Annotated in this window: 14 protein-coding genes and 1 tRNA gene; 8 read left to right on the top strand and 7 right to left on the bottom strand. The window is 63.6% G+C overall.

The annotated features are described in order from the left end of the window. Together AC5IJH_RS17680 and AC5IJH_RS17675 are read right to left on the bottom strand one after the other, a co-directional pair. The coding region (locus AC5IJH_RS17680) for a hypothetical protein (RefSeq protein ID WP_491904150.1) at window positions 1-343 on the bottom strand (343 nt) is incomplete at its 3' end. Between the two features lie 94 nt (window positions 344-437). Then, complete coding sequence (locus AC5IJH_RS17675) at window positions 438-1,049, bottom strand: hypothetical protein (protein WP_491904149.1); 612 nt, start codon at window positions 1,047-1,049, stop codon at window positions 438-440. Window positions 1,050-1,194: 145 nt separating this feature from the next. On the opposite strand from AC5IJH_RS17675, the gene AC5IJH_RS17670 reads away from it, so the two are divergent. Next, complete coding sequence (locus tag AC5IJH_RS17670; protein WP_491904148.1) at window positions 1,195-1,746, top strand: MerR family transcriptional regulator; 552 nt, start codon at window positions 1,195-1,197, stop codon at window positions 1,744-1,746. Between the two features lie 22 nt (window positions 1,747-1,768). Here AC5IJH_RS17670 and AC5IJH_RS17665 read toward each other — a convergent pair whose 3' ends face one another. Then, window positions 1,769-2,035: a hypothetical protein gene (locus AC5IJH_RS17665; RefSeq protein ID WP_491904147.1), complete on the bottom strand. Its 267-nt coding sequence runs from the start codon at window positions 2,033-2,035 to the stop codon at window positions 1,769-1,771. A 163-nt stretch (window positions 2,036-2,198) separates the two neighbouring features. On the opposite strand from AC5IJH_RS17665, the gene AC5IJH_RS17660 reads away from it, so the two are divergent. After that, complete coding sequence (locus AC5IJH_RS17660; protein ID WP_491904146.1) at window positions 2,199-2,402, top strand: hypothetical protein; 204 nt, start codon at window positions 2,199-2,201, stop codon at window positions 2,400-2,402. Between the two features lie 45 nt (window positions 2,403-2,447). Here AC5IJH_RS17660 and AC5IJH_RS17655 read toward each other — a convergent pair whose 3' ends face one another. Further along, window positions 2,448-2,993 carry a cupin domain-containing protein gene (locus tag AC5IJH_RS17655; RefSeq protein ID WP_491904145.1) on the bottom strand — a complete coding sequence of 182 codons (546 nt, stop codon included), beginning with the start codon at window positions 2,991-2,993 and terminating at the stop codon, window positions 2,448-2,450. Window positions 2,994-3,125: 132 nt separating this feature from the next. On the opposite strand from AC5IJH_RS17655, the gene AC5IJH_RS17650 reads away from it, so the two are divergent. The 5 genes from AC5IJH_RS17650 (at window position 3,126) to AC5IJH_RS17630 (ending at window position 9,033) form a co-directional block, all read left to right on the top strand. Next, entirely contained in the window at window positions 3,126-3,590 is a 465-nt protein-coding gene (locus AC5IJH_RS17650) for a hypothetical protein (RefSeq protein WP_491904144.1), read from the top strand. A gap of 94 nt (window positions 3,591-3,684) precedes the next feature. Continuing rightward, entirely contained in the window at window positions 3,685-5,622 is a 1,938-nt protein-coding gene (locus tag AC5IJH_RS17645) for an HAD-IIIC family phosphatase (RefSeq protein WP_491904143.1), read from the top strand. Window positions 5,623-5,685: 63 nt separating this feature from the next. Continuing rightward, the gene (locus AC5IJH_RS17640; RefSeq protein WP_491904142.1) at window positions 5,686-6,936 is read left to right on the top strand and encodes an alginate O-acetyltransferase AlgX-related protein; all 1,251 of its coding nucleotides are present in this window, start codon (window positions 5,686-5,688) and stop codon (window positions 6,934-6,936) included. 2 nt (window positions 6,937-6,938) lie between these two features. Then, on the top strand, window positions 6,939-8,357 hold the full coding sequence (locus AC5IJH_RS17635) for an MBOAT family O-acyltransferase (RefSeq protein WP_491904141.1): 1,419 nt from the start codon (window positions 6,939-6,941) through the stop codon (window positions 8,355-8,357). 52 nt (window positions 8,358-8,409) lie between these two features. Continuing rightward, window positions 8,410-9,033 carry a DUF4126 domain-containing protein gene (locus tag AC5IJH_RS17630; RefSeq protein ID WP_491904140.1) on the top strand — a complete coding sequence of 208 codons (624 nt, stop codon included), beginning with the start codon at window positions 8,410-8,412 and terminating at the stop codon, window positions 9,031-9,033. Window positions 9,034-9,041: 8 nt separating this feature from the next. On the opposite strand, the gene AC5IJH_RS17625 is transcribed toward AC5IJH_RS17630, so the two are convergent. Both AC5IJH_RS17625 and AC5IJH_RS17620 read right to left on the bottom strand, forming a co-directional pair. Beyond that, window positions 9,042-9,118: transfer RNA gene (locus tag AC5IJH_RS17625), tRNA-Pro, on the bottom strand. Between the two features lie 88 nt (window positions 9,119-9,206). Continuing rightward, window positions 9,207-9,479: an oxidative damage protection protein gene (locus AC5IJH_RS17620; RefSeq protein WP_491904139.1), complete on the bottom strand. Its 273-nt coding sequence runs from the start codon at window positions 9,477-9,479 to the stop codon at window positions 9,207-9,209. An 82-nt stretch (window positions 9,480-9,561) separates the two neighbouring features. Here AC5IJH_RS17620 and gltX point away from each other — a divergent pair, with 82 nt between their 5' ends. After that, window positions 9,562-11,055 carry a glutamate--tRNA ligase gene (gltX, locus tag AC5IJH_RS17615; protein ID WP_491904138.1) on the top strand — a complete coding sequence of 498 codons (1,494 nt, stop codon included), beginning with the start codon at window positions 9,562-9,564 and terminating at the stop codon, window positions 11,053-11,055. A 77-nt stretch (window positions 11,056-11,132) separates the two neighbouring features. Here gltX and AC5IJH_RS17610 read toward each other — a convergent pair. Beyond that, a partial coding sequence (locus AC5IJH_RS17610) for a PP2C family protein-serine/threonine phosphatase (RefSeq protein WP_491904137.1) occupies window positions 11,133-12,404 on the bottom strand: 1,272 nt, incomplete at its 5' end.

Here is a 12,404-nt window from a genome sequence, read left to right as displayed (position 1 = left end):
CGCTGCGGCTGTCCACGGGGGTGCGGGGACGTCCGCGACGGTAGAGCGAGATGACCAGCATGGGCGCGAGCAGGACGAGGGGCGGGAAGAGCATCGAGAGCAGGCCGATGGGTACGGCCAGTGCGAGGGCGAGGCGAATCACGCGGGGCCAGTCGATGGCGCGGCGATCGCGCGCGGTGCCATGCATTGGTCCGTCTGCCACTGCGCCAGCACCCGTCAGGATCTCTGCGTCGCTGCTTGAGTCGTCGCTCTCCTGCGGCGAGACACGCAACTGCGGCGCGGCGCAATGAGGACAAAAGCTGTCTTCCTCATTCAGCGTGCCGGAGCAGCGGTGGCAGGTCACGAGCATTGAGTTGAAGCTACAGGAATGGGCGGCGGCGGGCAATTTGGTGCCAACCGCCGATTTGGTATGGTGCGCGGCCGGCGATGCCGCACTCTTAGTCGGTCTCGCGAGCCTTCTTCAAGTCCTCTTGCGGCAGATCGAGCGCGATGAGCGTGAAGCGGGTCGGGCCCTTGTCGGCCTGGCTGTCCTTGTCGAAGACAACGAGGTGCTGGTGGCGCTTCGAGCCGGTGCGCAGGGAGAGCTCGTCTCCGGAGTCCTGGTGTACGTGCTGGTGCTCGTCCTGGTCGGAACAACTCAGGCCCTGGGCGGTGCGGACCGGCGTGCCGACCGGTGCATTGCCGCGGCATTCCAGCACGTCGCCGGAGCGTGCCATCGACGTGCGGTAATAGGCGAGCACCTTGTCGCGCGCATCATTGGTGCTGTAGTGCTCGACCTTGACGCGCATCTGCCAAGGTCCGAAGCCGAGCTGCACATCGGCGTTCTTGTCGCCGTCATGGTCCGGCTGCGATTGCGCGCCGGGATAGAGTGCAAGGCCGGTGCTGCCATCCGGCTTGTCGCTGTTCACATGAATATTGCCGAGGGGCGTGTCGATTTTGACCCGCTTGTCTTCGCCATTGTCGCCCTTGTGTACATCGATCGAGCAGCCGCCCAGCAGTAGCGCCGCGGCCATGCTCGCGGAGAGCATCCAGCACGAGCTTCTATTCATTGCAGAACCCTCGCGAGGACGATACGCGAGCGGGCCTCTGCTGGTTCCTGCAATTTCGAGCAAGGTTGGCGAAGCCGGTACAAAAGAGAGCGCCGGAATCCGGTGGGCAGGCCTATACTGCCGGGGAAACCTGCTTCTCCCACGGATGGCGCCCCGATCCATCACGAAGAAGACCGCATCCGGCAACGACGCCCCCGTGGCAGCGTCTGCCCGGCAGAAGAAGGCTGTGCTGCCGGAGGTGCCGGATAAGCTCTATTACCGAATCGGTGAGGTGGCGCGGCTGTGCGCGGTCGAGACATACGTTCTGCGCTTCTGGGAGACAGAGTTTCCGCAGCTAAAGCCGAACAAGAGCGGGGCGGGCCAGCGGTTGTACCGTCGTCGCGAAGTCGACCTGGCGCGCCGCATCCGTCATCTGCTCTATGAGGAGGGCTACACGATTCCTGGCGCGCGTCAGGCAATCCAGACAGAGACGCGCCGTCCACCGCAGAACGGACAATTGCCGTTGCCGGAGACTGGCTCCGGAAAAGCATCCGCACCAAGGCTGGGCAAGCTGCGCGCAGAGCTGAAGGAGATCCTCGGCATGCTCTCCGCTCAGCCGGCAGTCGGGGTTGCAAACTCCCGGCATGAGGGCGATGCGCGCACGCGCCGCTCGCGTGAAGCAACAAATCAGGTTGCGAATCAGGACCTGTTCGAGTAGGCAGTGGTTGGTGCTGCCGTGTTCAGACGCGGACCATGCGATCCATACTCGCGGCGCTCCTTGGGGTCATGTAGCGCTCCAGAGCCTGCATGGCGCACCCCTTCCCGCACAGGTGACGCATCTCCGCATCGCGGCTCTGCTCCTGGCTCCATGGCAGCACGGAAAAACGATGCGGCAGCTGCTCTTCCACGTCGCAGGCGCAATCGGAATACGACAGCATCCACCAGTGTGTGTCTTCCCCTTTGCTCTTGCCGCAAATGTCGCAGGTGAACGAGACCTCCCAGGCCATGCATGACTCCTCTCATTGCGCTCCCGATCACGTCGCGTCTTTCAGAGAACGCGACGTGGGAACGTGCTAGCGTGAAAGGTACAAGGTATCCGGGTCAACCGGAAGTACCTGCGGATCAAACAAGAGAGAGCAGCACACGTTTGTAGCGACTGGAGTGTGGTAGGTGAACTGTTCCGAGTGCTCCTTCTCCAGCTTCCGGCTGTCCCGATTTCGCTGGAGTGATGTCGAGCGGCTGGCGCTGTTGCAGTATCCGGTGCGCTGCAGGCACTGCCACCGGCGGACCTACGCAGGGCTGCCACTTGCGCTGGCTCTTTACCAGGCGCGCCGCTCCAAGCGTACGCATCGCCCGCAGGACGCCGCCTCCTAGTCCAAACGGAACAGTGACGGTGGCGCAGGGCGTTTCCGCTTTGCCTTATGGTTTGCGGGTGAGCCGCGTGATGATGGCGCTGTGCTGAGGAAACTCGCGCAATAGCGCAGCGCGGCTGGCTATTTCAAAATCGCTGTAGTCGAATCCGGGAGCCACAGTGCAGCCAAGCAGTGCGAAGCTGCCCGGGTGCACGAGAGAGGCGCCAAACCAGCAGCCCCCCGGAACCATCGCCTGGAAGTGCTGCCCCTTCTCTGGATCGCTGCCCAGCAGGTGCTCGTGATACTCCCCTTCGGGCGTCAGCATGTGGACCACGAGTGGTGAGCCCGCATAGAAATGCCAGCCCTCATCACTGCGCAGGCGGTGCAGCGATGAAAATTCATCGCCCGCCAATAGAAAGTAGATGGTGGTGGAGGCCACCCGGTCCCCGCTGTAACCCGGCAGTAACCGCTTTTCCAGCAGCAGAGACGAACGGTAGGTTTGCCGATACCAGCCGCCTTCCAGATGTGGCGCCAGCATCAGCCGCTCACGCCAGCGCTCGGCTTCAGCGGGAAGACGAGAGGGAGTGTTGCCATCATGTATGGGATCGATCACAGACACATCGTAAACGCACGGGTTTTTACGCGAGGTGGACACGCCGCCGGCCGGTCGCGTCACATGATCGGTATGACACGTTCCGGACAGAGCCCAAGGTCCCGACATAACAAGGTACAAGCGGTTCGCAGAATGGCGTCACTCTGTGTCCTGCTGCTGATGAGCTGGCAGGCGCATGCGGCCCCGGATGTCGCCGTGCCGGCCTCGTGCACGCCTGACGTCAACCAACACCTCGCGGAGCTGATCGCCCAGCAATCGCAGAGCACGGTCGACAACGTGATGGTCTGCGGGGTCACGATCAGTGCCTCACGGACCCAGAGCGGCGGCCCGCACGGCAGCCACCAAGTGCTGCCGCTGCTGGTCACTCTGCCCGGAGTAGGCACGAAGCTGGTTGAGGTGGTCACCAACGACGACCTCGACGGAGTGGTGACCGCTCCTGCTGGCGCACACGTCTTTGCCTTCGGCCAGGCGTTTTTCCCCTCTCGCGGGCGCTTCGCGGCCGGCATTCACGACGTGCACTGTGCGACGCACCGGGGCGCGGATAACGGCTGGGTGGTGGTGAACGGTGCCAAGTCTCCGGCAAGCTGCGCCCGCTAGCAAGAACTTGCCTCGCACCGCCGCGGAGGCCAGCGAAGCATCTCACCGTTGACACGCAAATCGGCAACGGAAGGACAGCACCGAAATAGCGGCAATGAATACTCTCTACACGCAATTGCAGTGGCTTCCGGTCGCTCCGGAGGACTTCAACGCGCGCCTGAAAACGCTGGCAGATGGCGAAGGCGCGCTGGGCCGGCGCGTGCAGGCGCTGGCGACCCATGCGTTGGACACGATGCAGCTCAACCGATTTGCGAAGGCGTTGGCCCGCCTGCGGGAAAAGGACGGCGCGGCCGCGCTTGCCCCATTGACACCGTTTCGGCTGGCGATCCTGAGCAATGGCACGGTGGACTTTCTCGTTCCGCCGCTGATTGCGACGGCAGCCCGCCATGGGATCGCGCTTGAGGTCATTCAGCCCTCGTACAGCCAGGTGGCGCAGGAGGCGCTGACGCCCGACTCGCGCGTCAACAGCGCGCGTCCTGATGCAGTGCTGTTTGCGCTCGACTACCGCGCGCTTCCGCTCAAGGTGACGCCGGGCGATCCGGCCGCGAGCGATGCCTCCGTGCAGGGCGCGCTTGGTTATTTGGAAGCACTGCGCAACGGCATCAAGCAGAACGGGACCGCGGTGTGCATTTTCCAGAGTTTTGCTCCGCCAGCGGAACCGCTTTTCGGCAGCCTGGATCGGGCACTGCCCGGCACATTGCGCCACTCGCTCGATGCGATCAATCGCGAGCTGGCGCGCGCCTGCCTCGAGAATGGCGATCTTCTCCTAGACGTGGCCAGCCTGGCGCAGGCGGTGGGTCTCGCGAATTGGCACGACGTGCAGATCTGGAACATGGGCAAGCTGCCGTTTGGGAACGAGTTCGTGCCGCTTTATGCCGACCACGTGGGCCGCCTGTTGGCCGCAGTCCGAGGCAAGAGCCGTCGCGTCCTGATCCTTGATCTCGACAACACTCTGTGGGGCGGCGTCATTGGGGACGATGGGCTGGAGGGCATCCGTGTGGCCCAGGGTGATGCGGTCGGCGAGGCGCATCTCGCTGTGCAGCGCATGGCACTCGAGCTGCGGCAGCGTGGCATCGTGCTCGCCGTCTCTTCAAAGAATACGGATGAGGTCGCGCGCGCGCCTTTTCTCGAACACCCGGAGATGCTGCTGAAGCTGGAGCACATCGCGGTCTTCCAGGCGAACTGGAACGACAAGGCGACGAATATCCAGGCGATTGCGAATGAGCTCTCGCTCGGGCTCGATTCGATGGTGTTTCTCGACGACAATCCGGTAGAGCGGGGGCTCGTTCGCACCCTGCTGCCGCAGGTGGCTGTACCGGAGTTGCCTGAGGAGCCCGCGTACTACGCGCGCACGCTTGCGGCCGCCGGCTATTTTGAAGCGGTCACGTTCGCGGCGGAGGATCTGAAGCGCGCCGCCTACTATCAAGACAACGCACGCCGCCTGACGCTCGAGAAGCAGTCCGGCGGGGTCGATGCGTACCTTGCGTCGCTCGACATGACGATCACATTCCAGCCGTTTGACGCCACGGGGCGTGCGCGGATCGTGCAGCTGATCGGCAAGTCGAACCAGTACAACCTGACCACGCGCCGGTACACCGACCCGGAGATTACTGCGCTTGAGGATGATCCTGACGCCTTTACCCTACAGGTGCGTCTGGCGGATACGTTTGGCGACAATGGGATGATCAGCGTCGTGATCTGCCGGGCCGCGGCTGACGATGCCTGGGACATCGACACGTGGCTGATGAGCTGCCGGGTGCTGGGCCGGCGGGTGGAGCACATGGTGCTGCGCGAGATCCTGGAGCACGCGCGTGAGGCCGGGGTTCGCCGTCTGCGCGGGACTTACATCCCGAGTGAACGCAACAAGCTGGTCATCGATCATTACGCGAAGCTGGGCTTCACCCGGACTGGCGAACAGCCCGAGGGAACGACGTACTGGGAGCTGGCAGTCGACGGCCCGGAGCCAGCGATCGCTCCGATGAAGGTGGTGCGGTTCGGGTTCACCCCGGCGATGGAGCGGAAGATAGCTTGAGCAGCGCGGCGCCCCACTCGGCTGATACCTCCGCGACGCCTGCGCGTCGGTGAGCGTCTCCTGATGCAATCGATCGAGGTACAGGAAAGTCCAACAACGCCTCAGCGTGCGAGTCTGCGACGCTCGTGGCTGCTGCTCGCCCTGCTCAGCGTGGTGACGGTTGTGCTGTGTGTCGCCCTGCTCGAAGGGTTGGCGCGCTGGCTCTACCCGGCTTGGGGAAGCACATTGCCGTGCCTGGTTCTCAGCGACGCAAGCACCGGTGTGCGCGCGCGCCCGCGTTCGGTGTGCGTGGAGAAAATTCGGGAGAGCGCGCCAGTGGAGTACCGCTTCAACGACTGCGGCTTCCGCACCCCGATGCCATGCGGGCCGAAGCCGCCGGGTGTCTTCCGCGTTGTGCTGATCGGTTCTTCGCTCGCGGAGGGCATGCGGGTAGCGCAGCCGGATACGTTCGCCGCACGCCTGCCGCAGATCCTGTCGGAGACGACGGGACGCAAGGTGGAGGTGTACAGCGAGGCGATGCAGTGGGGCACTCCCGCTGCGTTCGCGCGGCGCACAGATCAGATCCTGGCGGCGCAGCCGGATCTGGTGCTTTGGACACTGACGCCTTGGGATGTGGAGAACGTTTCGCTTGTGCTGCCCTATGTGGCCGGCGTGCAGAACGAGTTGGATCAGGATGAGGCGAACAAGCCGGAGCCCCTGCCGAGCGAGTCCGGATCGCTGCGGCAGCGCATCACGACAGCGATGCACAAGTACGGATCGCCTTCGGCGGTGCTCTCAGCCGCCTGGAGCCGCGCCATCGACCCGCTGCAGGACTCCGACATGGTATTCCTGCTGCAGCACCTGCTGTACGGCAGCCCGAGCCAATATCTGCGGCACTACACGATGCAAGGTGACAGCGCCGGCTTTCTGCGCACGAAAACCCCATCGCACTGGTTGCATGACTACGCATTGCTGCGGCAGGATGTGCATTCTGTAGCTGCGCCGCTGCGTCAACGCAACATTCCGCTGGTTATGGTCGTGCTGCCGCATCGAGCGCAGGCCGTCATGCTCTCGACGGGCGATGTTCCGCACGGCTTCGATCCGCTGCGCATGCCCGAAGTGGTGGAGCCGATGATTCAGCAGGAAGGCGGCACGTATGTCGACATCCTGCAGGACTTTCGCAGCGTTCCGGACGCTGGGAGCCTGTACCTGCCGATGGACGGGCACATGACCGCGAAGGGGCAGCAGGTGCTCGCGGATGTTCTTGCTCGCGAGCTGACGAATGGTAATGTGCTGGCGCTGCGCCCAACGCAGCAGAAGGCCGGCGGCGAGTAACGATGGACACCGCATCGTTTCAGTTCGTTCTGTTCGGCCTGCTCGCCGTGCTGGCGATCAATGTCAGTCCACGGCGCGAGTGGCGCTCGGCCGTGCTGTTGATCAGCAGCCTCCTGTTTCTGGCGATCCTCGCGCATGGAGCGGGTGTGCTGGTGCCGCTCGCATGCTTTCTGCTGCTTGGGTATGCGTGCATCGTGCTGGTGCGGCGAGGCGTGCGTCATGCGCAGTTCGTGAGTGTCGCAATCCTCGTGCTCGTCTTTGCGTGGCTGAAGAAGTACACCTTTCTTCCGGAGAGCACGTTCCTTCGCTTTTCGTATCTCACGCTGGGGCTGTCCTACATCTTCTTCCGCGTGCTGCACCTGGTGATTGAAGCGAAGGAGATTCCGCCGCTCGCGTATCTCGAGTACACGCTCAACTTCACGACCCTGGTCTCCGGACCGATCCAGCGGTACGACGATTACGCGCGCGATCAGTATGCCGAGGAGCCGCTGCCGCTGGATGCGGGGATTGTCGCAACGCAGATCGAGCGCATCCTGCTCGGGCTGTTCAAGGTGAACGTCCTTGCGCTGCTGTGCAGCATGGTGCAGCAGGACGCGCTACTGGCGCTGCGCGAAGCCCTGCCAGTCGGCCTAAAGCTCTGGCCTGCATTCCGGCTGGCGGCAATCTATCCTTTCTTTCTTTACGCCAACTTCTCCGGCTACATCGATATCGTGATCGCGCTGGCACGGCTGATGCGGCTTCGGCTGCCGGAGAATTTTGATCGCCCGTTCTCCTCAACCTCGTTTCTGGACTTCTGGAACCGCTGGCACATCACGCTCTCCACGTGGCTGAAGACGTACGTCTACAACCCGCTATTCCTCAACCTGGTGCGGCGGTTCCCCTCGCAATCTGTGTCGCCCTATCTCGGCGTGTTCAGCTTTTTCGTGACGTTCTTCCTGATTGGTATCTGGCATGGACGCACGTCAGAGTTCGCGCTGTTCGGTGTGCTGCAGGGCGGCGGCGTGGCGATCAACAAACTGTGGCAGATTCTGATGGCGCGCTGGTTGGGGCGCAAGCCGTATAAGGCGCTGCAGGCCAACCCCTTGTACATGGCGTTCGCACGCGGGCTCACGTTTACATGGTTCGCGTTCACGCTGTTCTGGTTCTGGGGTAGCTGGGCCGAGATGGGCGGTGCCTATCACGCGATCGGGGGCGCAGCGTGGCTTGGCGTGTGGGCGGCCGTGTGGCTCGCGGCGACGGCCGTGCTCGCCGCTTGGAAGGCGTTACGCGCGAGGTTGCTCACGGTCGCGATCGGCAGCATGCCGCTGCTCACAAGCCGCCATGCGCACATCGTGTATGCCACCGTATTCGCGCTCGCTGCGTTCCTTTTCATGGCGCTGCTGTCGCAGCCAGCGCCCGACATCGTGTACAAGGCGTTCTAACGCGAGCGCAGTCAACACGGGCGTACGATTGAGTGCGGCCGGAGGTGATCCGATGCAGTTCACGCCGAGCAATATCGCCGCACTGGTGATCGCAGCCAGCTTCGCGGCTGGTCTGAATGTCTATGCCACGGTGCTGACGCTCGGGGTGCTCGCTCGCCTGCACTGGGCGGTGCTGCCGGGCGGCCTCGAAATGCTTGGCCACACGTGGGTCATCGTGGCGAGCGGCGCTCTCTTCGCAGCCGAGTTCATCGCCGACAAGATTCCGGGACTAGACCTCGTTTGGAATGCGCTGCACACTTTTGTGCGCATCCCTGTCGCCGCGCTGCTCGCGTACGGTGCCACGACACACCTGCAGCCGGGCATGCAGCTGCTCGCGGTGGCGATCGGGTCAGGCATTGCGCTGGCGGCACACGGATCCAAGACAGCGGTGCGCACGGCCATCACACCGAGTCCGGAGCCGGTATCGAACATTGCGCTGAGCACGACCGAAGATGCCGCCGCCGTCGGGCTGAGCTGGCTGGTCACGGTGCATCCGCTGATTGGGGCGACGCTGGCGCTGATCGGGGTGCTGCTTGCCGTGCTGGCGGTGCGCTGGGTGATGCGCGCGCTTCAGCGGCTGATCGCGCGCACGCGAAGCCTGCTGGCGTTGGGTGCGCCGGCGAAAACGATCAGTTAGGAAGTGATTGGTCGGGACGGGCAGATTCGAACTGCCGACCCCTCGCACCCCAAGCGAGTGCTCTACCAGGCTGAGCCACGTCCCGACGACGTGTGGCGGGTCTCCCAGAGTGTATCAGGGAACGCTCGCGTGAGGGCGAAGTGGAACACCCGCCTGCGCGCCGGAGAACACCACTAGCCGGCTGGCGGAATGTAGTCCTGTGGCAACGCCGAACCCTCGCCGAAGAAGAACTGCTCCATCTGCTCAACCAGGAACTCCTGCGCCTCGCGGGTCCATGGTTGCAGGCGGTATTCGTTCAGCAGCATCTTCTGCCGCTCCACCCATTCGCTCCAGCTCTGCTTGGAGACGTTGTGAAACACCTTGTTGCCGAAATCGGAGTCGAAGGGCGGCTCATCCAGGCCCTCCATCTCTTTTTTGTAGCGTGAATCCTGGACCATGTGCGGCATTGCGTGCTCTCTCCTGCCTGATCGATCTGGCGTTGTGCCGTCGCTGATTCATTGTAAGCAAACGCGATAGCATCGAGTGCATATGACGGCCAATCGACCGAGGGTGCGCTTCGCTCCCTCACCTACCGGCATGCTGCACGTGGGCAATGCGCGGACCGCCCTCTACAACTGGCTGTTTGCACGGCATCATGACGGATCGGCAATTCTGCGCATCGAGGATACCGATATAGAGCGGTCGGAGACGCGGTTCGAGTCCCTCCTGATCGAGGACCTGCACTGGCTCGGCCTGACCTGGCAGGAAGGCCCGCAGATGGGCGGGCCGCATGCGCCATACCGGCAAAGCGAGCGGCTGGCGATCTATGCAGAGCACACGGATCGCCTGCTGGCGGAGCACAAGGCCTATCGCTGCTTCTGCACGCCGGAGCAGTTGGAAGCCGAACGGGCTGCCGCTGCTGCCGCACACCTGCCGCAGGTCTACAGTGGGCGCTGCCAGGGGCTGAGCGCCGCCGAGTCGCAGACGCGTGCCGATGCTGGTGATCTGTTCGCGATCCGGCTACGTATTCCGGATCGTCCGATCCGCTTCCACGATTTGGTTCGTGGAGATGTGGAGTTTGCTGCGGATGCGGTCAGCGATCCGGTGCTGGTGCGGTCGAGCGGTATGCCGGTCTACAACTACGTGGTCGCGGTGGATGACGCGCTGATGGAGATCACGCACGTGATCCGCGGTGATGATCACGTCTCGAACACGCCCAAGCAGGTCGCCATCTACGAGGCATTTGGCTGGCCGGTCCCGCAGTTTGCCCACCTGTCCACCATCCTGGGCAGCGATCGCGAACGGCTCTCGAAGCGGCATGGTGCAACTTCCATCGCCAGCTTTCGCGAGATGGGCTACCTGCCCGAGGCGCTGATGAACTATCTCGCGCTGCTTGGATGGGGTGCGGAGGGCGGCACGCGCGAGACGTTTACGCCGGAGGAATTGATTGCCGAGTTCAAGCTCGAGCGCGTGACGGCATCGCCCGCGGTGTTCGACGTGGCGAAGCTCGATTGGCTGAACCGGCATTGTCTGAAGCAGCGGCCACTGCCGCAGGTTGCTGCGCTGGCCTGGCCATACTTCGAGAACGCTGGATATCTTGGTACACGAGCGAAGGCGTCGGTGGAGGTCATCCAGTGGTTTGAGCGGCTGGTCGCGGTTTTTCTTCCGGGTGTCGATCGGCTGGATCAGTTGCCGGCGAAGGCTTCGTTCGTCTTCGGCATGGATGCAGCGCGTACCCGCGCCGACGCGGAGAACGCAGCCATCCTGGCGAGCGAGTTGGGGCAGAGCGTGGTCGGTGCGTTCGTCGCGCGCGTGCTCGGTGAGCCCGGACCGATGACGGGGGAGCGCTTCAAGGCGTTGATGAATGAGGTCAAGCAGGAGACTGGCGCGAAGGGCAAAGATCTGTTCCATCCCGTGCGCATCCTGCTGACCGGAGCACATTCAGGGCCGGAGTTCGACAAGCTGATTCCGCTGTTTGAAGAAGGTGCGGCGCTGGGGTTAGGCGTGCGCAGCGTAGCCGAGCGCGCGGAGCATTGGTTTTAGCGGAACGTACGGGACGACATCCAGTCCGAGGGACACCGCGCTCGAGTTGCGGGGCCAGAAGCGACGTGAAATCAGGATCAGGCCGAAGCGGTCTGCAGCTTCATCAGCAGAAGCGTCATGTCATCGTGCTGCGGGGCGGCGGCCACGAAGCGATCCGCCTCGCTGACGATGTGTCGCAGGATAGTGCTGGCGTCCTCGGGCATGCGCTCGCGCGCGGCAGCGAGCATGCGTTCCTCGCCCCACTCCTGTTCCTGCGTGTTGAGCGCTTCGCTGATCCCGTCGGTGTAGGCCAGCAGCAGATCGCCGGATTCAAGCGTAATCTCGCATTCTTCAAAGACGGCATCCGGGAGCAGGCCGATGACGGGGCCGCCGCCTTCGAGCGCATGCAACTCGCTCCCGCGCAAAACGTACGGCGGATTGTGGCCGGCATTCACGTAGCGCAGCAGGCGTGTGGCCGGATCGTAGATACCGAAGAAGAAGGTTGCATAGCGATTCGTGGCAGACGACTCGTAGACCAGCCGGTTGACGCGCGACATTAGCAATGCCAGGTCATCGGGATTCTGCATAGTCATGCCACGGAGCGAGGCGCGCAGGCTGGCCATCAGCAGGGCAGCCGAGATGCCCTTGCCGGAGACATCGCCGATAGCCAAACCAAGCCGGTCGCCTTCGAGCGTGAGGATGTCGTAGTAGTCGCCGCCCACGCCCTGCGCGGGCCGGCACGCGCCATGCAGGCTGATGCCTGGCAGCGTGGGAATGTGCTGCGGAAAGAGGCGCTCCTGAACCTCACGCGCGATTTCAATTTCGCGGTCGATGCGTTCGCGGCGGGCGGCTTCGCTTGCGAGCGAATGCACGAGCGTGCTGATCTCGAGCGCAAGCCCGGCTTGCGTGCCCACAGACTGCAGCAGGCGCAGATCGGACGGCGTGTAGGGCTCCTCTGAGCGCTTGGCTCCGAGGCTGAGAAAGCCGAGCAGGCGATCGCGGCCCGTGAGCGGGAGCAGCAGTTCCGTCCCAAGCGTTTCAAGCGCCTCACGCTCGCGATTGTCCGCAAGCAAAAACCAGCCATCCGGGTTCTCGCGATAGAGTGTTGCGGGCTGGTTCGAGCGCGACAGATTGCGGACAGTCGTTGAGCTCTCTTCGAAGCGCTTCGGCACGTCCCCGTCCAGGCCCAGGCAGCGTTCTACGCCGAAGCTGCGCCCGTGACGCAGGTACACGGCGACGCGGCCAATGTGCAGCACTTCGGCGATGCGCCGGCTGACGAGATCGACCAGTGGTCCGGCTTCGGTAAAGCGGCGTGCCTGCTCGGAGAGTTCGCTTAGCACCAGCTCCGCGTCGTAAGCCTCGCGAAAAAA

Origin of the sequence: Candidatus Dedyshia acidiphila, from assembly GCF_051025295.1 — a bacterium.
GTDB lineage: Bacteria > Acidobacteriota > Terriglobia > Terriglobales > Acidobacteriaceae > KBS-83.
Note: the sequence above shows the minus strand (reverse complement) of the source record. Positions and strands in the feature narration are given on the sequence as shown.

Bases quoted from the DNA above. Each gene is read 5' to 3' on its own strand.
- AC5IJH_RS17675 (WP_491904149.1), bottom strand. From the start codon at position 1,049: ATGAATAGAAGCTCGTGCTGGATGCTCTCCGCGAGCATGGCCGCGGCG.
- AC5IJH_RS17635 (WP_491904141.1), top strand. From the start codon at position 6,939: ATGGACACCGCATCGTTTCAGTTCGTTCTGTTCGGCCTGCTCGCCGTG.
- AC5IJH_RS17670 (WP_491904148.1), top strand. From the start codon at position 1,195: ATGGCGCCCCGATCCATCACGAAGAAGACCGCATCCGGCAACGACGCC.
- AC5IJH_RS17650 (WP_491904144.1), top strand. From the start codon at position 3,126: ATGGCGTCACTCTGTGTCCTGCTGCTGATGAGCTGGCAGGCGCATGCG.
- AC5IJH_RS17630 (WP_491904140.1), top strand. From the start codon at position 8,410: ATGCAGTTCACGCCGAGCAATATCGCCGCACTGGTGATCGCAGCCAGC.
- AC5IJH_RS17665 (WP_491904147.1), bottom strand. From the start codon at position 2,035: ATGGCCTGGGAGGTCTCGTTCACCTGCGACATTTGCGGCAAGAGCAAA.
- AC5IJH_RS17640 (WP_491904142.1), top strand. From the start codon at position 5,686: ATGCAATCGATCGAGGTACAGGAAAGTCCAACAACGCCTCAGCGTGCG.
- gltX (WP_491904138.1), top strand. From the start codon at position 9,562: ATGACGGCCAATCGACCGAGGGTGCGCTTCGCTCCCTCACCTACCGGC.
- AC5IJH_RS17645 (WP_491904143.1), top strand. From the start codon at position 3,685: ATGAATACTCTCTACACGCAATTGCAGTGGCTTCCGGTCGCTCCGGAG.
- AC5IJH_RS17620 (WP_491904139.1), bottom strand. From the start codon at position 9,479: ATGCCGCACATGGTCCAGGATTCACGCTACAAAAAAGAGATGGAGGGC.